Source organism: Serratia sp. SM04 (assembly GCF_040280225.1).
In the GTDB taxonomy this organism is placed as follows: domain Bacteria; phylum Pseudomonadota; class Gammaproteobacteria; order Enterobacterales; family Enterobacteriaceae; genus Serratia; species Serratia sarumanii.
Window position 1 is genome coordinate 455,502 of sequence record NZ_JBEOQT010000002.1, and the last position, 20,287, is coordinate 475,788.

Annotated in this window: 22 protein-coding genes; 14 read left to right on the forward strand and 8 right to left on the reverse strand. The window is 62.3% G+C overall.

The features are described from left to right. Nucleotides 1-60: 60 nt before the first annotated feature. On the reverse strand, nt 61-1,026 hold the full coding sequence (locus tag ABTW55_RS05165) for an alpha/beta fold hydrolase (RefSeq protein ID WP_230199950.1): 966 nt from the start codon (nt 1,024-1,026) through the stop codon (nt 61-63). A gap of 79 nt (nt 1,027-1,105) precedes the next feature. Then, complete coding sequence (locus ABTW55_RS05170; RefSeq protein ID WP_060420067.1) at nt 1,106-1,510, reverse strand: VOC family protein; 405 nt, start codon at nt 1,508-1,510, stop codon at nt 1,106-1,108. A 75-nt stretch (nt 1,511-1,585) separates the two neighbouring features. On the opposite strand from ABTW55_RS05170, the gene ABTW55_RS05175 reads away from it, so the two are divergent. Both ABTW55_RS05175 and ABTW55_RS05180 read left to right on the forward strand, forming a co-directional pair. Then, nucleotides 1,586-1,807: a hypothetical protein gene (locus ABTW55_RS05175; protein ID WP_230199949.1), complete on the forward strand. Its 222-nt coding sequence runs from the start codon at nt 1,586-1,588 to the stop codon at nt 1,805-1,807. Between the two features lie 18 nt (nt 1,808-1,825). Beyond that, nucleotides 1,826-2,041 carry a GNAT family N-acetyltransferase gene (locus ABTW55_RS05180; RefSeq protein ID WP_258366548.1) on the forward strand — a complete coding sequence of 72 codons (216 nt, stop codon included), beginning with the start codon at nt 1,826-1,828 and terminating at the stop codon, nt 2,039-2,041. A 34-nt stretch (nt 2,042-2,075) separates the two neighbouring features. On the opposite strand, the gene pbpG is transcribed toward ABTW55_RS05180, so the two are convergent. From pbpG to ABTW55_RS05195, 3 genes are all read right to left on the reverse strand, one after another. Then, nucleotides 2,076-3,005, reverse strand: coding sequence for a D-alanyl-D-alanine endopeptidase (gene pbpG / locus ABTW55_RS05185; protein WP_041033978.1), 930 nt, complete (start codon nt 3,003-3,005; stop codon nt 2,076-2,078). A gap of 151 nt (nt 3,006-3,156) precedes the next feature. Further along, nucleotides 3,157-4,260, reverse strand: coding sequence for an adenosylhomocysteinase (locus ABTW55_RS05190; RefSeq protein ID WP_060420070.1), 1,104 nt, complete (start codon nt 4,258-4,260; stop codon nt 3,157-3,159). A gap of 45 nt (nt 4,261-4,305) precedes the next feature. Continuing rightward, nucleotides 4,306-5,250 (reverse strand): GlxA family transcriptional regulator, encoded by a 945-nt coding sequence (locus ABTW55_RS05195; RefSeq protein ID WP_060420073.1) that lies wholly within the window; start codon nt 5,248-5,250, stop codon nt 4,306-4,308. A gap of 91 nt (nt 5,251-5,341) precedes the next feature. Between ABTW55_RS05195 and ABTW55_RS05200 the strand changes: the two genes are divergently transcribed. After that, the gene (locus ABTW55_RS05200) at nt 5,342-6,019 is read left to right on the forward strand and encodes a DJ-1/PfpI family protein (RefSeq protein WP_060387410.1); all 678 of its coding nucleotides are present in this window, start codon (nt 5,342-5,344) and stop codon (nt 6,017-6,019) included. A gap of 50 nt (nt 6,020-6,069) precedes the next feature. After that, nucleotides 6,070-6,633, forward strand: a complete 564-nt coding sequence (locus ABTW55_RS05205) for a DedA family protein (RefSeq protein ID WP_033647075.1) — start codon at nt 6,070-6,072, stop codon at nt 6,631-6,633. 16 nt (nt 6,634-6,649) lie between these two features. Here ABTW55_RS05205 and ABTW55_RS05210 read toward each other — a convergent pair whose 3' ends face one another. Next, nucleotides 6,650-7,543: a LysR family transcriptional regulator gene (locus ABTW55_RS05210; protein ID WP_060420076.1), complete on the reverse strand. Its 894-nt coding sequence runs from the start codon at nt 7,541-7,543 to the stop codon at nt 6,650-6,652. Between the two features lie 112 nt (nt 7,544-7,655). On the opposite strand from ABTW55_RS05210, the gene ABTW55_RS05215 reads away from it, so the two are divergent. Beyond that, the gene (locus tag ABTW55_RS05215) at nt 7,656-8,093 is read left to right on the forward strand and encodes a PACE efflux transporter (protein ID WP_060420078.1); all 438 of its coding nucleotides are present in this window, start codon (nt 7,656-7,658) and stop codon (nt 8,091-8,093) included. Nucleotides 8,094-8,529: 436 nt separating this feature from the next. Next, on the forward strand, nt 8,530-9,996 hold the full coding sequence (gene ansP / locus ABTW55_RS05220) for an L-asparagine permease (protein ID WP_033637529.1): 1,467 nt from the start codon (nt 8,530-8,532) through the stop codon (nt 9,994-9,996). Between the two features lie 37 nt (nt 9,997-10,033). Here ansP and ABTW55_RS05225 read toward each other — a convergent pair whose 3' ends face one another. After that, on the reverse strand, nt 10,034-10,813 hold the full coding sequence (locus ABTW55_RS05225; protein ID WP_060418318.1) for a 2OG-Fe(II) oxygenase: 780 nt from the start codon (nt 10,811-10,813) through the stop codon (nt 10,034-10,036). Nucleotides 10,814-10,929: 116 nt separating this feature from the next. Here ABTW55_RS05225 and ABTW55_RS05230 point away from each other — a divergent pair, with 116 nt between their 5' ends. The 3 genes from ABTW55_RS05230 to ABTW55_RS05240 all read left to right on the forward strand — a co-directional run bounded on the left by ABTW55_RS05230 (nt 10,930) and on the right by ABTW55_RS05240 (nt 13,861). Continuing rightward, entirely contained in the window at nt 10,930-11,829 is a 900-nt protein-coding gene (locus ABTW55_RS05230) for a LysR substrate-binding domain-containing protein (RefSeq protein WP_060420081.1), read from the forward strand. Between the two features lie 197 nt (nt 11,830-12,026). Then, entirely contained in the window at nt 12,027-12,284 is a 258-nt protein-coding gene (locus ABTW55_RS05235; protein ID WP_350429240.1) for a hypothetical protein, read from the forward strand. 53 nt (nt 12,285-12,337) lie between these two features. Continuing rightward, nucleotides 12,338-13,861: a hypothetical protein gene (locus ABTW55_RS05240; protein WP_350429241.1), complete on the forward strand. Its 1,524-nt coding sequence runs from the start codon at nt 12,338-12,340 to the stop codon at nt 13,859-13,861. A gap of 32 nt (nt 13,862-13,893) precedes the next feature. Here the strand turns inward: ABTW55_RS05240 and ABTW55_RS05245 are convergent, their stop codons facing one another. Then, on the reverse strand, nt 13,894-14,646 hold the full coding sequence (locus ABTW55_RS05245; protein WP_060420084.1) for an SDR family NAD(P)-dependent oxidoreductase: 753 nt from the start codon (nt 14,644-14,646) through the stop codon (nt 13,894-13,896). A gap of 151 nt (nt 14,647-14,797) precedes the next feature. Here ABTW55_RS05245 and ABTW55_RS05250 point away from each other — a divergent pair, with 151 nt between their 5' ends. The 5 genes from ABTW55_RS05250 (at nt 14,798) to ABTW55_RS05270 (ending at nt 20,273) form a co-directional block, all read left to right on the forward strand. Continuing rightward, nucleotides 14,798-15,562 (forward strand): arylamine N-acetyltransferase, encoded by a 765-nt coding sequence (locus tag ABTW55_RS05250; protein ID WP_060420088.1) that lies wholly within the window; start codon nt 14,798-14,800, stop codon nt 15,560-15,562. A 123-nt stretch (nt 15,563-15,685) separates the two neighbouring features. Beyond that, nucleotides 15,686-16,315, forward strand: a complete 630-nt coding sequence (locus ABTW55_RS05255; protein ID WP_033647090.1) for a response regulator transcription factor — start codon at nt 15,686-15,688, stop codon at nt 16,313-16,315. Continuing rightward, on the forward strand, nt 16,315-17,856 hold the full coding sequence (locus ABTW55_RS05260; RefSeq protein WP_060420092.1) for an MASE1 domain-containing protein: 1,542 nt from the start codon (nt 16,315-16,317) through the stop codon (nt 17,854-17,856). The genes ABTW55_RS05255 and ABTW55_RS05260 overlap by 1 nt, the downstream gene beginning before the upstream one ends. A gap of 60 nt (nt 17,857-17,916) precedes the next feature. After that, on the forward strand, nt 17,917-19,245 hold the full coding sequence (uhpC, locus tag ABTW55_RS05265) for an MFS transporter family glucose-6-phosphate receptor UhpC (protein WP_225845470.1): 1,329 nt from the start codon (nt 17,917-17,919) through the stop codon (nt 19,243-19,245). Continuing rightward, nucleotides 19,242-20,273, forward strand: coding sequence for an ABC transporter substrate-binding protein (locus tag ABTW55_RS05270; RefSeq protein WP_033647097.1), 1,032 nt, complete (start codon nt 19,242-19,244; stop codon nt 20,271-20,273). The genes uhpC and ABTW55_RS05270 overlap by 4 nt, the downstream gene beginning before the upstream one ends. The last annotated feature ends 14 nt before the right edge of the window (nt 20,274-20,287 follow it).

Here is a 20,287-nt window from a genome sequence, read left to right on the forward strand (position 1 = left end):
GCATAGCGGTAAAGCGTCATGAAAGGATATGGGAGGATCGCGGAAAACGCCGGGTGGAAGTTAAAACCTCTCGCCTGACAGTCCCTCATCAGCTCCGAGAGCGAACGCGCGTGAGATATGTTGAAGGACCGGGCCGTGGGCCTCAAAGACGCACGATAAATGCGTACTGCCCTCAAGCAAACCAAAGGCAACATGCACGCTGCCATGCTGTTCGACGAAACGCTGCAAGGATTGCGCGCTGAACAACTCATCCTGCGCTGCCGCCAGCAGCAAAGTCGGCAATCGCAGCGCCGCCAGTTGCTTTGCCGGGGTGCGTGGCGTCAACGCGTTAGCCATATTAACGCTGTATTGGCAGACAAAATCGGGGGAGGCGGCCAGCACGGCCGGGGGAAAATTCAGGCTGACCGCCCGAGACTGCCCAAACCATCGCCCACCGCTGAGCGCATTGGCCACAAAAGGCCATTGGCGCACCTGGGCAAAACGGGCCGCCGCCGCCAGATCGCGGGCCATCCCGGAAAATGGCCCCAGCTCGGGTGCCAGCAGGATCAGGCTGTCCGCCTGCTGTTCACAAGGATAGCGGGTCAGGTAGTTGAGCAACATCCCGGCGCCGCTGGAATGGCCAAGCAGGTGCCTGCGCGCTAACGGAAAACGCAGGCGCATTTCCGCCAGGATGACATCGACATCGCGCCAAATACGCTCAGGCCGCTCAACCGTCCCCCGCTCTCCCGTGGAATCGCCATGCCCGCGAATATCGACCAGGCACACCGCGAGCGTTGGCTCGGCAGCCAGCTGGCGCGCAAGAATGTCATACCCGGCGGCGCTGTTAACCCCGCCGCCGTGATAAACCACGATCACGTCTTCGCTCTCGGCAGTTTGCCGATACAGGCGGTAGCTCAATCCCTCAACACAACCGGACAACGTGCCCACCTGTGCCCCCGGCCACTCACCGTAAGACTTCGCTTGCTCAACATAGCGGTCAAAATCAATCAATTCGCACCTTTCCATGATGTTGTCGGTATTCCCCACGGCAGAGTTCCTGCCCCGGCGATAAGCATATGAAACAACAGCAGGAACTACCATGCCTTTTGCACACTCCCCCTTAGCCTCAGGGCAGATCCCCCGCCGGCACATTGAGCTGCCAGGAAAGCCCAAAGCGATCGTTGAGCCAGCCGAAACGCGCGCTGAAGCCGTAGTCGTCGAGCGGCATCAGCACCTTACCGCCCTCCGCCAGGCGGTGGAACGCCCTCTCCAACGCTTCTTCGTTAGGCAGGTTGATGAACAGCGACACCGCCGGGGTAAAGCTGAAATCATGGCTGATCGGGCTGTCGATAAACACCAGGTTCTGCCGATCGAAATCGATGGTGGCATGCTTGATTAACCGCTGGCCGTCCGGCGTCGGGTCGTAATGCTGCACCTGCATGAGCCGAAAACGCTCAAACACCTGGCTGTAGAGGTCGATCGCCTGCTGCGCCTCCCCCTGGAACATGACAAAGGTCGAAACCTGACTCATAACATCCCCTTCGGTAATCGTTGTGGTATTAATGGAGGATAGCGGATTACCCTTGAAGCGGCGAAAGGAGCAACCATGAGCATCATTCATCGCCTGGCGCAGCCGGACGATCTCAACGGCCTGTTGGCTCTGTATCGCGAGCTGCGCCCACAGGATGCGCCGCTGCGCAGCGACGACGCGCGCCGTGCCCTGCAGCGCCTGCTGGACGATCCGGCGATCCGTCTGGTGGTAGCGGCGGACGAGGAACAGCCGATCGCCACCTGCATGCTGGCGCTGATCCCGGGGCTGGCGCATTAGGCGCAGCCGTTCGGCGTCATCGAACACGTGGTGACGGCGGAGCCCTATCGCGGCCACGGCGTGGCGCTCGCGATGATCGAATACGCGCTGCAGCTGGCCTGGCGCAAGGGCTGTTACAAGGTGATGCTGCTGTCGGGGCAGCAACGCACCGGCGCGCACCAGCTTTATCTCAAGGCGGGTTTCGACGGCGATCGCGAGCGGGGATTTGTCATCAGGCGGCCCGAGGGCCGATAGCGGCCTGCCGCAAACGGGCAGACCGCCAGGCGGGTTATTCGCTGTCGTTCTTCGCCAGACGGGCGTCTTTTTGGCGGCGATAGTCACGGGCTGCGGCCGGGATCGGCGTCACCTTGCCGGTTTCAATCCAGCTGCGCAGACGGTTGGCGTCGGCGAAGTGGGTGTATTTGCCGAAGGCGTCCAGCACCACCAGCGACACCGAGCGGTTACCGATCACCGTGCGCATCGCCAGGCAGTGGCCCGCCTGGTTGGTGAAGCCGGTTTTGGTCAGCTGGATGTTCCATTTCGGGTTGTACACCAGGTGGTTGGTGTTGCGGAACGGCAGCGTGTAGTTCGGATCCTTGAAGCTGGCCATGCGTTCGGTGGTGGTGCTGAGCTGGCCGATCAACGGGTATTGCTTGGTGGCGATCAGCAGCTTGGTCAGATCGCGCGCCGTCGACACGTTATGAATAGACAGCCCGGTCGGTTCCACATAATGGGTATTGGTCATGCCCAGCGCTCTGGCCTTGGCGTTCATCGCTTTGATGAAGGCGTTGTAGCCCCCCGGATAGTGGTGCGCCAGGCTGGCGGCGGCGCGGTTTTCCGACGACATCAGCGCCAGCAGCAGCATATCCTTACGGCTGATTTCGCTGTTCAGCCGCACCCGTGAATACACCCCTTTCATCTCCGGCGTCTGGCGGATGTCCACCGCCAGCATCTCGTCGAGCGGCAGGTGCGCGTCGAGCGTGACCATGGCGGTCATCAGCTTGGTGATCGAGGCGATCGGCACCACTTCATCCGGGTTGCGCGCATACATCACCTTATGGGTTTGCATATCGACGACCATCGCGCTGCCGGAGGCCAGCTCCGGTTGGGTGGCGTGCAGGGCGGCGGCGTTGTCGCTGGCCAACGCGCGCGGCGCAAAGCCTGCGCCCGCCTGCAAAGCGAGCAGGGTCAGAACCAAAACACGTATTTTCACAGGCATTACTCTGAAATGGGGGCTTGAACTCAGCGAATTATATGTGAGGGTTCAGCGCTTGGCACTGGGATTGTATGGCGGATTTGTGACAAATTCTGTCCGCTGAAAAACGACGCAGCCCGCGGGCGCTCTGGGATGAACGCCCGCGTGAAAAAAGTTACAGCGCCGGCTGCCAGGCCGACTGCGGCAACAGGTACAGCCCCGGCGTTTGCCGCGCCCCGGCGCCGACGATATGGCCGATGCCGGCCGTCATCACCGCCAGCGTCACATCGAAGGCGTTAAGGCTGTCGCCATAGCCGGCGGTCAGGTTAAACATCGAGCCGTTGGCCAGCAAATACACCGTCTTCTCATTAAGTTGGTAAGCGTTCACATAAGGCATCGGCTCGTGGTGCGGCAGGCCTTGCAGGAAGCCGACGTCGATCTCTTCCGCCACGTGGCCGACGTTGAGGATAAACACGCCGTCCTGTGCCTGTTGCAAATGCTGCGCCGAGAGCACGTTTTTCGCGCCGGTTGCGGTGGCGATCACGTCCGCCTGCGCGACGGCGCTCGCCAGATCCACCACCTGCCAGCCGTCATAACGCGCCTGCAGCGCGCGCGCCGGATCGATTTCCGCCACCATCACCTGGCCGCCGTAAGCCCTGGCCGCCGCCGCTGTCCCCTGCCCGACCAGGCCGTAGCCGATCACCAGCACGCGCTTTTCGTGCAGCGTCAAATGGGTGGTCTGGAAGAAGGTGTGCCAGGCGGTCAGCCCAACCATATGCCGATTGTGCAGCCCCTCTTTCACCGGCAGATCGTCCCAGTTGAAGATCGGGTAGCGCGGCGCCACGCCGTGCAAACGGCTGATGCCCGAGCCGGTGGCCTCCAGCCCGGCGACGATCTGCGGGCCGTTCGGCGATTGGTGCAAACGGGTGGTCAGATCCGCCCCCATTTCGCACAGGTGAGTCGGCTGCCAGGCCAGCGCGCGGTCGAAGGACTCCGACCATTCGCCGGCGTTCATGTCGCGCCAGGCATAGGCCTGCGCGCCCCGCCGTTCCAGCCAGGCCACCACGTCGTTCTGCACCGTGGTGGGATTGCAGGTGGTCAGGAAGATCGCCGCGCCCTTGTCCAGCAGGCCGGCCACCAGCGGCGCCATTTTCAGATCCAGGTGCATATTGCACGCCAGCCGCACCCCGTGCAGGTCCGGCAACGCCGCCACCGCCGCCCGGGTGCGCGGCATATGGCGCATCGCCCAGTTCAATTCGCTCTCGAAATCCTGATACATCCGTTGCTCCTCTGGTGTGCCCCGCCGCCAGGCGTGGCAAAAAAGTTATCCCGCGCGGCCGAGCCGGCGGATCGCCTGCGGCGACAGGCCAAATATGCGGATAAAAGCCCGCCTCATGCGCTCCGGATCGCTGAATCCCACCGAGCGAGCGATCGCCTCCAGCGGCTCGGCGCTCTCTTCGATGCGCACCCTGGCCGCCTCCACCCGCAGCTGTTCGATCACCTTGGCCGGCGTCTGCCCGGTTTCGGCGCGGAACAGCCGGCCGAACTGGCGCTCGCTCAGGCAGGCGGCGTCGGCCAGATCCGCCACCGACAGCGGCAGATGCAAATGCTCTCGCGCGAACGACAGCGCGGCGCGCATGCGATCCGACGACGGGTTCAACGCCAGCAGCAGCGAATACTGCGACTGCCCGCCGGGGCGCCGATGATAGACCACCAGTTGCCGCGCCACGGCCGCCGCCAGGGTGGCGCCAAGGTCGTCTTCTATCAACGCCAGCGCCAGATCGATACCGGCGCTGATGCCGGCCGAGGTCCAGATATCGCCGTCGCGAATGAAAATGCGGTTGCTGTCGACGCGGATGCGCGGATAACTCTGCTGCAGCCGCGCCGCGTGATACCAGTGGGTGGTGGCGCGCTTGCCGTCCAGCAAACCGCAGGCCGCCAGAATAAACGCGCCGGTGCACACGCTGGCGATGCGCCGCGCCCGCCGGCTGTGGGTGGTCAGAAACGCCACCAGCGCCGGCGACTGCGCCGCCATCACGTTGCCGCTGCCGCCGGCCACCACCAGCGTATCGAAACGCTCGTCGCCGCACGGCTGCGTGGCGATCGCCACCCCGGCCGAGCTGGCGACCATCCCACCCTGCGGCGAGATCGCCACGCAGCGGTAGGCCGGCGGATCGGTAAACTGGCTGACGTTATCGAACGCCGCCAGCGGGCCGGCAAAGTCCAGCAGGTTGAAACCGGGAAAAACCACAAAACCGATCGTTTTCATGATGGCGCTTTTTGAGGGTTATCTGTCATACCAGCCAAAAACAGGGCGGCTATTATGGCCCAGGTCCAACGATAAAAATGAGGCGAATGTCATGTCTGAACCACTCGTGATTGTATTTCCCATCTATCAAGGCGTCACCCAGCTCGACTTCACCGGCCCGCTGCAGTTTCTGCGCCACATGCCGGGCGCGGAAATCATCGTCGCTTCGGTAGACGGCGCGGATGTCGAATCGGAAGGCTTGCACTTCACCCAGCTGCGCCCGCTGCCGGAGATCGCGCGCTGCGACGTGCTGTGCGTGCCGGGCGGCAGCGGCTGTACCCAGGCGCTGCAGGATAAAGCGTTCATGCAGCAAATCCGGCGGCTGGGCGCCGATGCCCGCTACCTGACCTCGGTGTGCACCGGTTCGCTGATCCTGGCCGCGGCCGGCCTGCTGGCGGGCAAACGCGCCGCCTGCCACTGGTCGATGCGCGACAGCCTGGCGCTGTTCGGCGCCATCCCCAGCGCTGCACGCGTAGAGCGCGACGGCAACGTGATCAGCGGCGGCGGCGTCACCGCCGGCATCGACTTTGCGCTGGCGCTGATCGCCGAACTGCACGGCGAAGACACTGCCCAGACGATCCAGCTTTATCTGGAGTACGCCCCGGCCCCGCCGTTCACGGGCGGCACGCCGGAACTGGCCCCACCGCACATTTACGCCAGGGTACAGGCGCAGATGGCGGAAAGCCTGGCGCGGCGCAGAGCATTGGTGGCCCAGATCGCCCAAGGCTAGCGATCGGGCGTATACTTGCCCTTATGCGTCAGTCACATAAGGAGTAAGGAATGACCGATTTGGCCCACTACATTACGGACTACGGCTACTGGGCGTTGTTTATCGGCTGCCTGGCTGAGGGAGAAACCATCACGCTGCTGGGCGGCATCGCCGCCCATGAAGGCTTGCTGCACTGGCCGTGGGTGATCGCGGTGGTGGCGCTGGGAGGTACGCTGGGGGATCAGCTGCTGTACTTCGCCGGCCGCCGGTTCGAAGGCCGGGTCATCTCGCGGCTCAAGGGGCAGGAAAAGCGCATCGCGCGCGCCAGAAAGCTGATCGCCCGCCACCCAATGCTGTTCGTTATCGGGGTGCGCTTTATGTACGGTTTCCGCATCATCGGCCCGGTGCTGATCGGCGCCAGCCGCCTGCCGCCGTCGCGCTTCGTGCCGCTCAACATCCTCGGCGCCATTCTGTGGGCGACGATCTTCGTCATGCTCGGCTATTTTGGCGGCCAGGCGATCGAACGCTTCGTTACCGGCTTCGACAAAAAACTCTCCAGCCTGCTGTTTGTCGCGCTGGCGATCGCCGCCATCCTGCTGGTGCGCTTCTGGTGGCGCAAACGCCACGCGGAATAAGCAAGCGTAGCGGGCGTCAGCCTTCCTGCGGTGCCGCGCGCATCAGCTCGACCAGCTCGCGCGCCGCCTTGTCCAGCGGGCGATTCTTCAGCCAGATCAAATGCATCGGCAAGCGCAGCTCGTTCTTGGTGTTTTTGAATTTCAGCCGTACCAGCCGCCCCTGCGCCAGCAGCGGCTCGGCCAGCGACAGCGGGAAATTGCCCCACCCCAGGCCCGCTTCCACCATGTTCAGCGCCATCGGCAGGCTGTCGGTGCGCCAGTAGGCCTCCGCCACCTGCGGGCGCAGATCGCCGATCGGCAGATCGCGGCTGGCCACCATGATCTGCCGCACGTTGACCAGATCCTCGAGAAACAGTTCGCCCGCCGCGCCGTCCAGCGCCGGATGCTGCGGCGAGACCATCGCCACCAGCGATTCCGCGCCAACGGAGTGGAACTGCTCCGCGCTGTTGATGTTCAGCCCGCCGAACGCCAGGCAAACGCCAATGCGCTCCTGGTGCAGCATGTGCAGCACGTCGTCCTGCGGCGCGCTGAGTACTTCGATGTTCAGTAGCGGATAACGCTGCGACAGCGTCTTCACCGCCGCCAGCAGGCCGGCGCCGTTAATGTCCGACGCCACGCCGATCGAAAGCCGGCTCTCCAGCCCCTGAGACAGTTCGATAGCGTGCACCTGCAGCTGCTTGAGCTGCCCGGCGATCAGGCGGGCGTGCGGCGCCAGGGCCAACGCCAGCGCGGTCGGCGTCGGTTCGCGGTGCGAGCGATCGAACAGCGCGAAACCGAGTTCCGCCTCCATGTTGGCGATACCCATGCTGACGGCGGACGGTACGCGCCGCAGCGCGCGGGCGGCGGCGGAAAACGAACCGCGATCGAGCACCGCCAGAAACAGTTCGATATTGTCGCTGGAAAAGTTCATCGTTTAACCTGTCAGTAAAACTGACAGCTCCTGACTTTTTCTATCAATGTGATTGACGCTATCTTAGCCGCCGTCGCTACAGAGGCAACTAAAAACAGATCGGGAGAAAACAATGCAAGGCGTCAAACGCAAACTGGTGTATGTCACCGCTTATGAAATCATCGGCATGGCGATCTCGGCGCTGGGGCTGGCGCTGCTGTCGGGCCATGCGCCGAGCAGCACCGGGCCGCTGGCGGTGGTGATCACCACCATCGCGGTCAGCTGGAACTTCATTTACAACTATTTATTCGAGTGGTGGGAAAGCCGCCAGGCGTCGCGCACCCGCACGCTCAAGCGCCGCATTTTGCACGCCGTCGGCTTTCAGCTGACGCTGGTGGTGTATCTGATCCCGCTGATCGCCTGGTGGATGGGCATCACGCTGTGGCAGGCGCTGCTGCTGGATATGGCGCTGATCGTCATCATTCCTTGCTACACCTTCCTGTTTAACTGGGCGTTCGACAAGCTGTTCGGCCTGCCGGCTTCGGCTCTGCCGGCCCGTGAATCCGCCTAAAAAGCCCCCACGTCCGATTCGCCTGCGCACGCTAATTACTGCGCAGGCGCCATCGCTTTATTTTCCGCCCGCCTTCCCCCTCACGCAAAATAACGTCCAAATCCCTTTAATTTGCGCGGTAATTATTATTCTGTGATTTCAATCACTTTTATCGTTCGATATTTCCGTGTTGATAATGAGACTCATCTTACTGAATAATATGCGCTTTTGTTTTCAGTTTAAAAAATACACACAATTGTTCACGCTTTGTACGCAGGTTTTTTTGCCAGCTTTATCGGGAAACGGTAGCATGCCACGCCGTTATTTAACGGCGGCTGTATACACAATAAACAGCGGAATGATGCCACGACCTCATTCTCATTACGATTGCTGATGGCAATCGTTTGCCCTGCAGCTCAGGGCGGCGTTCATCATAGACAGGTAAACAGGACGGATAATGCACTCACAAAAAAAGTCGGCGGACGATAAACACGCCGCCAGAAGACGCTGGCTAGACTCTCATGAATCCGGTTATCACAAAAGCATGGGCAACCGGCAGATCCAAATGATCGCCATCGGCGGTTCGATCGGCACCGGCTTGTTCCTCGGTACCGGCGGCCGTCTCGAGTTGGCCGGGCCGGCGCTGGCGCTGGTCTATCTGGTGTGCGGGATCTTCTCTTTCTTCATCCTGCGTGCGCTGGGCGAGCTGGTGCTGCATCGCCCTTCCAGCGGCAGCTTCGTTTCTTACGCCCGCGAATTTCTCGGTGAGAAAGCCTCTTACGTCGCCGGCTGGATGTATTTCCTCAACTGGGCGATGACCGGCATCGTCGACATCACCGCGGTGGCGCTGTACATGCACTACTGGGGCACCTTCGCCGACGTGCCGCAGTGGCTGTTCGCCCTCGGCGCGCTCGGCATCGTCGCCACCATGAACATGATCGGCGTGAAGTGGTTCGCCGAGATGGAGTTCTGGTTCGCGCTGATCAAGGTGGTCGCCATCGCGCTGTTCCTGATTGTCGGCGTGGTGTTCCTCGGCACCGGCACCCCGGTCGCCGGCCACACCACCGGCATGCACCTGATCACCGAAAACGGTGGCATGTTCCCGCACGGCCTGCTGCCGGCGCTGGTACTGGTGCAAGGGGTGATCTTCGCCTTCGCCGGCATCGAGCTGATCGGCACCGCCGCCGGCGAGTGTAAAGATCCGGCCAAAATGATGCCCAAAGCGATCAACAGCGTGATCTGGCGTATCGGCCTGTTCTACGTCGGCTCCGTGGTGCTGTTGGTGCTGCTGCTGCCGTGGAACGCCTACCAGGCCGGCCAAAGCCCGTTCGTCACCTTCTTCAGCAAGCTGGGCGTGCCTTACATCGGCACCATCATGAACATCGTGGTGTTGACCGCCGCGCTGTCCAGCCTCAACTCCGGCCTCTACTCCACCGGCCGCATCCTGCGTTCGCTGGCGATGGGCGGCTCGGCGCCGAAGCTGATGGCCAAAATGAGCAGCCAGCAGGTGCCTTATGCCGGCATCCTGGTCACCTGCGGCATCTACGTGATCGGCGTGGTGCTCAACTACCTGGTGCCTTCGCAGGTATTCGAGATCGTGTTGAACATCGCCTCGCTGGGCATCATCGCCTCCTGGGCGTTTATCATCGTCTGCCAGATGCGCCTGCGCAAAGCCGTGCGCGAAGGCCGCGCGCAGCCGGTATCGTTCAAAATGCCGGGCGCGCCGTTCACCTCCTGGCTGACGCTGGCGTTCCTGCTGATCGTGGTGGTGATGATGGCGTTCGACTACCCGAACGGCACCTGGACCATCGCCACCATTCCGGTGCTGGCGGTGCTGCTGACGCTGGGCTGGTTCGGCCTGCGCAAGCGCGCGCAGGAAGTGAAGCGGGAGCAGCAGGCTCACGAAGAGCAGAACCCGCACTGAATCGACAAACCGCCCTCCGGGGCGGTTTTTTTATCCGCTATAAGCGGCCGTAGAACGTCATTCTGGCGCTTTCCGACAGCATCACGTCCGGCTGCGCATTGTAGGCCAGCACCACCAGCATGCGCGTGGTGTCGCCTTCGGTCGGCGTCACCCGGTGCATGGCGTTGCGCCCGCGAAACAGCACCAAATCCCCCTCCTCCATCGCCAGCCGTTTGGCCGCTCGCTCGCCGTCCAGCACCTGCGTGACCCCGGCATAGTTCATCTCGCCGCGATCGGCGTCGCGCAGGTTCTCCACGTACTCGAAACGCCCGCCCGCCGCCGGTTTCTGGATCAGCAGCGTGATGGCGAACGACGAGTTGTCGAAGTGCCAGCCCAGCTCCTGGCCGGTGTGGGCGTAATGCAGGTTGATCGACGACAGCCGATCGGCGTAGGGATACAGCTGCGCCTCATCCAGCACCGCGCAGAGGAACGCGCGAAACGCCGGGGCGTCGTACAGCGCACGCAGCGGCGACTGCGGCGGAATATCTTCGTCGGTAATGCAGCCCTTGGACGACACCACCAGCCGGTTGCGCGCGTGATCGGCCGGCAGCGTATCGTCCTGCGGCCGCAGATACACGTTGTGTTTGCTGGTGGCGTAAAACGCCGCATGGTGCTGTTCGGCACCTTCCAACCGCACCGTCGCCAGCGCGGCGGCGCGCAGAAATCCCGGCAGCACCAGCGCGCCGGCGCGCTCCAGCGTTTGCCGGCAGCGGACGCGGAATGCGGCGTCGTCGATGGGATGAGCGGACAGATCGATAATATCGGCAAGTTGCGGCATGGCGTTCCCCTCGTGTGCGATAGCCGGATGCCTCTCACTGTAGCGAATGGCGCATTGTCGCCATAACAAAAATACGTTATGGATAAGCTAACCAATTCTTAGCGATAGCCCTGCCCATGCACTCACCGTCCCGCGCGCGCTTGCCCAAGCTGAGCGCCATTCTGGCGTTCGAAACCGCCGCCCGCACCGGCAGCCTGGCCCGCGCGGCGGATACGCTGGCGCTGACCGCCGCCGCCGTCAGCCAGCAGATCCGCCAGCTCGAACAGCATCTGGGCATCACGCTGTTCATCCGCGCCAAAAGCGGCGTCACGCTGACCGAACAGGGCGCGGACTACCTGGCCTACGTGCAGGAGGCGTTCGAAACGCTGCGCGTGGCGCAGCAGCACGTCGAGCGCCAGCGCGGCAAACAGACGCTGACGGTGTTCGCCCTGCCGGCGTTGGCCTCCAAGTGGCTGAACCCGGCGCTGGGCGACTGGTTGGCGCAGTGCCCCGACGGCGATCTGCGGCTGCACGCCACCCATGCGGCGGTCGATTTCGCCCATTCGGCGGCGGACTTCGCCCTGTGCTTCGGCGATCAGGACTATCCGCTGCTGGAAAAGGTGCGGCTGTTTCAGGATCGGGTGCAGCCGGTGTGCAGCCCGGCGCTGCGCGATCGCGGCGACTGGACGCAGTTGCCGCTGATCCACGTCGACTGGGGCAAGGAGAGCCAGTTTCTGCCGGGCTGGCACGAGTGGTTCACCGCCGCCGATCGAATGCCGCCGGCGCGGCGCGGGCTGACCTATAACCTGACCTCGCTGGCCATCGACGCCGCCGTGCAAGGGCGCGGGGTGCTGCTCGGCCAGCGGCGGCTGATCGGCCGTGAACTGGCGGAGGGCCAGTTGGTCACCCTGGCCGAACCGGCGCTGCCGCTCAGCAAACCCTACTACGTGGTTTACCCGCCGCGCACGCTGGAAAAACCCGGCGCAGCGGCGTTTCTGGCCTGGTTGCAAACCCTCGCATCTACAGACCAAGCCTGAACCCCAACGGCGATGTTTGCTGGCGTCAGACACAACCCTGAACGCTTAAGCCTCTCACCTCAGCCTGTTAATTTATCTCTGCCGACCGGGATCGCGAACCGATCCGCCCTTCGGCCACAATGCCATTTCCCTATGCCGCCGCCCCTGCAATCGCCATATTGCATCGGCCTCTTACTGTTCAAAATGAGGGTTACTCCATGATTTCATTAAATGATTACGCCAACCTACGCAGCTATGCCGGTAGCGAAACCGCGGTGATGCTCGAAAACCGCTACCACCACGGCGTATTTACCCGAGACGATGCAGATACCACCAGCCAGGACAACGGCGTCACCCTGCTCGTCGACGCGCAAAACCGCCGCTGGAAGCGCATCATCAATGACGGCGATTACAGCATCGATTGGTGGCACCTGCCGGGCGATGAACTGGATTACTCGCTGACCATTACTCGCTGACCATTACCCGCGCGTGCAACTTCTTGCAGGTCAAAGGCGAAGAGTGGTGGCAATTGCCTATCCCTACGACCCCTGCGGGGATTACCTTGGTTGGCCCCGGCGGCGTTCGCCCTTGTAAAACCACCGCCAACCTGAAGCTGTGGAAAAACGCCGTCGATTTTAAGGGCACCATTCTGGACTTCAGCGGCGCCGCCAACATCGAGTGCGTACGCGTGCAATATTCGCTGGGAGCGCCGGCGATTTATAACCTGCGCATCGTGGGTGCCCCTGGCGCGGCGGCCAATCTGCGCGGCCTGTGTGTCTACAGCGATGCCTCAAACATGCACGGCCTGCCGGCCTGCCAACTGCTGGTGCAAAACGTCTGGCTGACCAACCTGTATAAAGGCATCGTCTTCGGCAATAACGCCTATATCCAGAGCTGGCACAGCATCATGGTGCGGGGCTGCTTCTGGCCGATCTGGTCTGAAACTACCGCCAACGCCGGCGAAAAAATCGTCTTCTACAAATGCCTGTTCGGCGACAGCCGAAACTATTATCAGGGAGTGCATAACCTGGCCTTCCGCGATTGTTCGTTCGACTACAGCGGCTTTAACAATGAAACCGAACAGTTGGCCAATACCGACTATGGTTTGTTCGACCTTAAGGGCGGCACGCTGGACTTTAAAAATTGCCACTTCGAATGGGGTAACGCCAACTGCCGCAACTACCGGCCGGTCTTTACCAGCAACAACGGCGGTACGGTAAAAATCAAAGACAGCCAATGGCACAGCGTGATGACCAACAACACCGATGCCGGCAGCAGTGTGCCCTACCAATACGTCGAGTATTTCTTCTTCGATAAGTCCAGCGAGCTAAGCGGAAAATGTTATATCGACGGTTTCGATCTGGTGAACGCCGACATTAAAAAAGGCTGGTCCAACAACCATATCGAGATGAAAAAGATCGTCGCGCCCGGCTACATCAACATGTGGCGCCTGCTCTATCTGGGCGATGGCGTCAACCATCTGCCGGAGCCGAGCTGGAAAGAGAGCGGCGCGCTGGCATTGAATAACGTCTACGCCTTCGGCGGCGCACGCCTCTCGCAAACGGAGACCGCCGATCTGGCGGTGACGCTACAAAACGGCGTGCTGACCGCCACCACCAAAACGGCGACAACGACGGACAAACGCGTCGAGATCTACTTCCCAATCGAGAAAAACGATCTGGTGCTGTGGCGCGCCACGCTGGCAAACCTGAAAGGCCAGAACAGCCTTGATGTCACCATCGGCACTTACCAAGGCAAGTATGTCCTGAACGGCGATGCCGGCGTCACTACCCTACTGGAAAAAGCTTGCCAGTGGGGGCGCACCGGCACGGTAACGCCGGCCGCTTCGGCAACGATGACCTCGGATCGGATCACTGCGCTTAACTCGTCGGAATATTTGCCGCTGCCTGAGGGCTATGTCAATTACGCCCGCATCGCCATCGTGCTGAAAAACTTTACCGGCAGCGCCGCTCAGCCCACCTCGGTGGATATCACCCAACTGTTGTGTCAAAAGATCGACATCGTCTCCCGCAACCCGCGTAAATCCTGGTAACCGAACGGGCCCCGTCAGGGGCCTGTCTTCCATTAACGCGCGGTATAACCGCCGTCGATGCTGTAAAACGCGCCGGTGGTGAAACTGCTGTCGTCCGAGAGCAGGAAAGCCACCGTTTTCGCCACCTCTTCCCGCGTCGCCATTCTCCCCATCGGGTGCGAAGCGGCCATCTGCGCCCGCGCCGACGCCGGCAGTTCCCTCATCGCCGGCGTCTCCACATAGCCCGGCCCGACGGCGTTGATGCGCACGCCGCGCGTGGCGAACTCCAGCGCCGCCGAGCGCGTCAGGCCCAACACGCCATGCTTGGCGGCGGTATAAGGCGCGATCCCGGCAATGCCCACCACGCCGTTGGCGGAAGAGAGGTTCACCACCGCCCCGCCGCCGCCGGCGACGATCGCCGGCAGGCCGTACTTCATGCCGAAAAACGTGCCGCTCAGGCAGGTGGCGATCACCTCATGCCAATCTTCGACCGCGTACCGATCGATGTCCACCTCATGCGGGCCGGTGATCCCGGCGTTGTTGACCAACAGATGCAGCGCGCCGCAGCGCCGCACCGTCTCTTCAATACCCTGCTGCACCGACGGCGCCTCACGCACGTCCATCCGCAACGTCATCACCCGTCGGCCCTCGGGATCGAGCCGCGCGGCGGCAGCGGCGAGAGGCGCTTCGTGGCGGCCGGTCATCACCACCGTGGCACCGCGCCGAAACAGTTCGGCGGCGATCGCTTCGCCGATGCCGGTGGAAGCGCCGGTCACCAGCGCCACCCGATGTTTGAAATCTTGCATAGCCGTTCTCCTGCCAGATTGAACTCAGGGGAACAGGCTAGCGCCGGCCAGTGACAGTTTGCGGCAGCAGCGACAGCGCAGCACGTAATGCGCTCACAAAAGCCGCAAAGCCCGCTATTTTATGCCTACTTTTTCTCATGCGAGACTCCCTGTGGATACCCAACGCTACCTGCAGCATATCGGCTTTACCGGCGCCGCCCGCCCTGACCTCCCCACGTTGCAACAGCTGCACCATCGCCACATGCTGAGCGTCCCGTTCGAGAACCTGAGCATTATTTATCATCAGGGTATTCAGCTGGCGCCGGAGGCGCTGTTCAGCAAGGTGATCGAGCGCAACCGCGGCGGTTTCTGTTATGAGCTGAACGCGCTGTTCGCCCTGCTGCTGCGGGAGATCGGTTTTAAGGTGAGCTTCATCTCCGGCGAGATCCGCGCGCGCGACGGCCATTTCGGCCCGCCCTACGACCATCTGGCGCTGCGGGTGGATCTGGCGGGCCAGGCCTGGCTGGTGGACGTCGGTTTCGGCGATTCCTTCCTGACGCCGCTGAAGATCGTCGCCGCCGAGCCGCAACCGCAGGCCAGCGGCACCTTCCACCTGGAGCGGGAAGGCGACTATTACCTGCTGGAGCGCCGCAACGGCGACCAACGTTCGCATGCCAAAACCCTGTATCGCTTTACCGTTCAACCGCGCGAGCTGCATGAGTTCGACGAGATGTGCCGCTTCCACAGCACCTCGCCGCAGTCGCACTTCACCCAGCGGCTGGTGTGTTCACGGCCGACGAACCACGGCCGGGTGACCCTCAGCGACATGAAGCTGATCGTGACCGAAGATCATCAGCGCCACGAAACGACGCTGCATTCGGAAGAGGAGCGGCGTGCCGCGCTGTGGCAGCATTTCGCCATCGATTTGGATCGTTGACGGCGCAGGCGGCGCCCTTTTATTACGATTCTGTTACACCGATTGCATAACCGCGCTTGGCTGATTGCCAGCACCGCGGCGGCAGGCATCATAGGGCCATGATTCGGCAACAGAGTGCGAAAAATGATCCGTGTGATACTGGTGGATGACCATGTGGTGGTGCGCTCCGGCTTTGCGCAATTGCTCAGCCTCGAGGACGATCTCGACGTGGTGGGGCAATACAGCAGCGCGGCGGCGGCCTGGCCGGCATTGCTGCGCGACGACGTCAGCGTCGCGTTAATGGACATCGCCATGCCGGATGAAAACGGCCTCAGCCTGTTGAAGCGCCTGCGGGCGCAGAAGCCGCAGTTCCGCGCGATCATCCTCAGCATCTATGACTCCCCCACCTTCGTGCAAAGCGCGCTGGACGCCGGCGCCAGCGGCTATCTGACCAAACGCTGCGGGCCGGAAGAGCTGGTGCAGGCGGTGCGTTCCGTCGATATGGGCGGCCATTACCTGTGCGCCGACGCGCTGCGGGCGCTGCGCGGCGGCGAGCAGCCGGCCACGGCGCTGGAAGCGCTGACCCCGCGCGAGCGTGAAATCTTCGATCTGCTGGTCAAAGGCGACAGCGTAAAGGAGATCGCTTTCAAGCTCGCGCTCAGCCATAAAACGGTGCACGTGCATCGCGCCAACGTCCTGGGCAAGTTGCAGTGCAACAGCACCATCGAGCTGGTGCATTTCGCCCTCGACCATCAGCTGCTGGCGGGGCATTGATGTCGCCCAAACTCCGGCACTGGGTTATCTCGCTGTTTATCCTGTTGGCCTGGGGCAGCGGCTGGCTGATGCTGTGGACGCTTGGTTTCTATCTGACCCACAACGGCAACCAGGCGGCGCTGTTTCTGCCGCACGGCGTCTATCTCGCGCTGCTGATCCTGCTGGCGCGCCGCTATTGGCTCGCCCTGATAATTCCGCCGGTGCTGTTGCTGTTCTGGCTGCACGGCGAACGCCTGCTGAGCGGCTACGGCCTGCTGGCCGCGCCGTTTATCACCCTGCTTCCGGCCGCGGTCGCGCAACGACTCTGGCACCGTTTTCCGCTCTACTGGCAACGGCTGACGCTGCTGCTGGCAGCGGTGACCGCCGCCTCGCTGCTCAATACCGCCCTGCTTTCGCCGTTTGTGCCAAGCCCGGCGATGCTGCTTGGCCTGGCGTCGTTTACCGGCGGCGTCTTGCTGACCCCGTTCGTCTACCTGATCTTTGAATTTCTGCGCCAGCAGCACCGTTACCACCTGCTGGGGCTGGACACCCCCAACCCGCCGCTGCGCGCGTCCTTAATCATCTGGTGCAGCCTGTTTTTCGTTATCGGCATCGGCACGCAGATGGTGCTGTCGCCGGAAATCGAACGCCTGCTGCTGATCGTGGTGTTTCTGCCGAACGTGGTGATGGCGTGGAAGTTCGGTTGGCAGGGCGGCGTGCTGTCCGGCCTGCTCGGCAGCATGATGATCACCCTCGCCCGGCAGGTCGGCGTGGGGTTCGGCAATCTGGTCGAGCTGGAAATCTTTCTGGCGACGCAGGCGCTGCTCGGCATCGGCCTGGGCATCGCCATCAGCCGCCAGCAGCACCTGGCGCAAAACCTGCACCACTATCAGCGTCGCCTGGAAGAAGAGCTGGCGGCGCGGCGGGCGCTGACCGAAAAACTGATCCACACCGAAGAAGACACGCGGAAAAATCTGGCGCGCGAGCTGCACGATGAAATCGGCCAGAACATCACCGCGATTCAAATTCAGTCGCAGCTGGTCAAACGGGCGCGCGATCCGGCGCAAACCCAGGCCGCCGCGCACCAGATAAGCGAGCTCGCCCGGCGCATTCATCACTCCACGCGCCAGCTGCTGCGCCAGCTTCGCCCGCCCGCATTGGACGAGCTGGCGTTCAAAGAGGCGCTTCACCACCTGCTGAGCGAATTCGCCTTTGCCGAACGGGGCATCCGCTGCCGTTTCGACTACCGGCTCATAGACACGCCCGCCGGCGAAACGGTGCGCTTCACCCTCTACCGGCTGCTGCAAGAGCTGCTCAACAACGTGTGCAAACATGCCGAAGCCAGCGAGGTCGCCATCGTCTTGTATCAACAGGGCGCGCTTTTGCACCTCGAGGTGCGGGATAACGGCGTCGGCATCCGCGTGGACAAGGCGCCCGGCCTCGGCATTCAGGGGATGCGCGAGCGGGTCAGCGCGCTGGGCGGCGAGCTGACGCTGGAAACGCATTGCGGCACGCGGGTAATTGTTAACCTGCCCACAAATTTGCAACAAACCATCGACTAACTAGGAAAAAGTCTTAGCCACTCCGGACTTTCTCTCATCCCCTTTCCCTTTCACCTTCTTATAGTCAGCACCAGGGAGGCGGCTATGCAGGCACGCTCGGCATCTGAAATCGATCATCGTTACCGCGCGCTGCGCCCGCGACTGCTGCTGTACATGGTCATCGGGTACGCCGCCTTTTACCTGACGCGCAAAAGCGTGAACTACGTGCTGCCAGCGCTGCAAACGGATTTGGGGCTGGATAAAGGGGACATCGGCCTGCTCGGCTCGCTGTTTTACCTGAGCTACGGCCTGTCGAAATTCGCCGCCGGACTGTGGCACGACGGCCACGGGCAGCGCAGGTTTATGGGGATCGGCCTGTTCGCCACCGGCTTGCTGAACGTGGCGTTCGCCTTCGGCGAATCGCTGACGCTGCTGCTGGCGGTCTGGGCGCTGAACGGCTTCTTTCAGGGCTGGGGCTGGCCGCCCTGCGCGCGGCTGCTGACCCACTGGTATTCGCGCAACGAGCGCGGCTTCTGGTGGGGCTGCTGGAATATGTCGATCAACCTCGGCGGCGCGATCGTGCCGCTGATCAGCGCCTTCGCCGCCCAGCGCTGGGGCTGGCAGGCGGCGATGCTGATCCCGGGCGCCGTCAGCATGGTGTTGGGCATCTGGCTCACGCGGCGGCTGACGGGCACGCCGCAGGAAGAAGGCCTGCCGTCGGTCGGCCGGTGGCGCCACGATCCGCTGGAGCTGCGCCAGGAACAGCAAAGCCCGCCGATGGGGCTGTGGCAGATGTTGCGCACCACGATGCTGAAGAACCCGATGATCTGGCTGCTCGGCGTCTCTTACGTGCTGGTCTACCTGATCCGCATCGCGTTGAACGACTGGGGCAATCTCTGGCTGACGGAAAGCCACGGCGTCAACCTGCTCAGCGCCAACGCCACGGTGATGCTGTTCGAGGTAGGCGGCCTGCTCGGCGCGCTGTTCGCCGGCTGGGGCTCGGATTTGCTGTTCGGCGGGCAGCGCGCGCCGATGATTTTGCTGTTCACGCTCGGGCTGATGGTTTCCGTCGCCGCGCTGTGGCTGGCGCCGGTGCATCACTACGCGCTGCTGGCGGGCTGTTTCTTTACGGTGGGCTTTTTTGTCTTCGGCCCACAGATGCTGATTGGCCTCGCCGCCGTGGAATGCGGGCACAAAGGCGCAGCGGGCTCCATCACCGGTTTTCTCGGCCTGTTCGCTTACCTGGGGGCCGCGCTGGCGGGCTGGCCGCTGTCGCAGATCATCGAAGGCTACGGCTGGTCAGGCATGTTCAGTTTGCTGTCGATCGCCGCCGTTCTTATGGGTTTATTGCTGATGCCGCTGCTGATGGCGAGCGTTACCACCTCTACCGAGAGAAGGATAAAACAATGAAAAAAACCTTAGTCACTACCCTGATAGCTTCCGGCATCGCGCTTGCCACGCTGAGCGGCGCCGCGCACGCCAAGGGCCGCCTGGTGGTCTACTGCAGCGCCACCAATGAAATGTGCGAAGCGGAAACCAAAGCCTTCGGCGAGAAATATGACGTGAAAACCTCGTTCATCCGCAACGGCTCCGGCAGCACGCTGGCGAAAGTGGACGCCGAGAAGAAAAACCCGCAGGCGGACGTCTGGTACGGCGGCACGCTCGATCCGCAATCCCAGGCCGGTGAAATGGGGCTGCTGCAGCCATATAAATCGCCAAACCTCGAACAGGTGATGCCACAATTCCGCGATCCGGCGAAGCTGAAAGGCAACTACTCCTCGGCGGTCTACGTCGGCATTCTCGGCTTTGGCGTCAATACCCAGCGCCTGAAAGAGAAAAACCTGCCGGTGCCCAAGTGCTGGAAAGACCTGACCAAGCCGGAATACAAAGGCGAGATTCAAATCGCCGATCCGCAGAGCTCCGGCACCGCCTACACCGCGCTGGCGACCTTTGCCCAGCTGTGGGGAGACGATCAGGCGTTCGATTATCTCAAGCAGCTGAACGCCAACGTCTCGCAGTACACCAAGTCCGGCATTGCCCCGGCGCGCAACGCCGCCCGCGGCGAAACGGCGATCGGCATCGGTTTCCTGCATGACTACTCGCTCGAAAAGGAACAGGGCGCGCCGCTTGAGCTGATCTCGCCTTGTGAAGGCACCGGCTACGAAATCGGCGGCGTCAGCATCCTCAAAGGCGCGCGCAACCTCGACAACGCCAAGCTGTTCGTGGATTGGGTGCTGTCGAAAGAGGCGCAGGAACTGGCATGGCAGAAAGGCAAGTCCTATCAGATCCTGACCAATACCACCGCCGCTACCTCGCCGAACTCGCTGAAGCTCGACGATCTGAAGCTGATCAACTACGACATGGACAAATACGGCTCGACCGAGGTCCGCAAGGCGCTGATCAACAAATGGGTCAGCGAAGTCAAGATGGGTAAATAAGCCCACATTCTGCG

What these genes read in the sequence shown, in the direction of transcription:
- ABTW55_RS05225 (WP_060418318.1), bottom strand. Translation starts at nt 10,813, where the DNA reads ATGCCGCAACTTGCCGATATTATCGATCTGTCCGCTCATCCCATCGAC.
- ABTW55_RS05195 (WP_060420073.1), bottom strand. Translation starts at nt 5,250, where the DNA reads ATGAAAACGATCGGTTTTGTGGTTTTTCCCGGTTTCAACCTGCTGGAC.
- ABTW55_RS05230 (WP_060420081.1), top strand. Translation starts at nt 10,930, where the DNA reads ATGCACTCACCGTCCCGCGCGCGCTTGCCCAAGCTGAGCGCCATTCTG.
- ABTW55_RS05255 (WP_033647090.1), top strand. Translation starts at nt 15,686, where the DNA reads ATGATCCGTGTGATACTGGTGGATGACCATGTGGTGGTGCGCTCCGGC.
- ABTW55_RS05235 (WP_350429240.1), top strand. Translation starts at nt 12,027, where the DNA reads ATGATTTCATTAAATGATTACGCCAACCTACGCAGCTATGCCGGTAGC.
- ABTW55_RS05270 (WP_033647097.1), top strand. Translation starts at nt 19,242, where the DNA reads ATGAAAAAAACCTTAGTCACTACCCTGATAGCTTCCGGCATCGCGCTT.
- ABTW55_RS05190 (WP_060420070.1), bottom strand. Translation starts at nt 4,260, where the DNA reads ATGTATCAGGATTTCGAGAGCGAATTGAACTGGGCGATGCGCCATATG.
- ABTW55_RS05210 (WP_060420076.1), bottom strand. Translation starts at nt 7,543, where the DNA reads ATGAACTTTTCCAGCGACAATATCGAACTGTTTCTGGCGGTGCTCGAT.
- ABTW55_RS05170 (WP_060420067.1), bottom strand. Translation starts at nt 1,510, where the DNA reads ATGAGTCAGGTTTCGACCTTTGTCATGTTCCAGGGGGAGGCGCAGCAG.
- ABTW55_RS05200 (WP_060387410.1), top strand. Translation starts at nt 5,342, where the DNA reads ATGTCTGAACCACTCGTGATTGTATTTCCCATCTATCAAGGCGTCACC.
- ABTW55_RS05175 (WP_230199949.1), top strand. Translation starts at nt 1,586, where the DNA reads ATGAGCATCATTCATCGCCTGGCGCAGCCGGACGATCTCAACGGCCTG.
- pbpG (WP_041033978.1), bottom strand. Translation starts at nt 3,005, where the DNA reads ATGCCTGTGAAAATACGTGTTTTGGTTCTGACCCTGCTCGCTTTGCAG.
- ansP (WP_033637529.1), top strand. Translation starts at nt 8,530, where the DNA reads ATGCACTCACAAAAAAAGTCGGCGGACGATAAACACGCCGCCAGAAGA.
- ABTW55_RS05215 (WP_060420078.1), top strand. Translation starts at nt 7,656, where the DNA reads ATGCAAGGCGTCAAACGCAAACTGGTGTATGTCACCGCTTATGAAATC.
- ABTW55_RS05205 (WP_033647075.1), top strand. Translation starts at nt 6,070, where the DNA reads ATGACCGATTTGGCCCACTACATTACGGACTACGGCTACTGGGCGTTG.
- ABTW55_RS05260 (WP_060420092.1), top strand. Translation starts at nt 16,315, where the DNA reads ATGTCGCCCAAACTCCGGCACTGGGTTATCTCGCTGTTTATCCTGTTG.
- ABTW55_RS05245 (WP_060420084.1), bottom strand. Translation starts at nt 14,646, where the DNA reads ATGCAAGATTTCAAACATCGGGTGGCGCTGGTGACCGGCGCTTCCACC.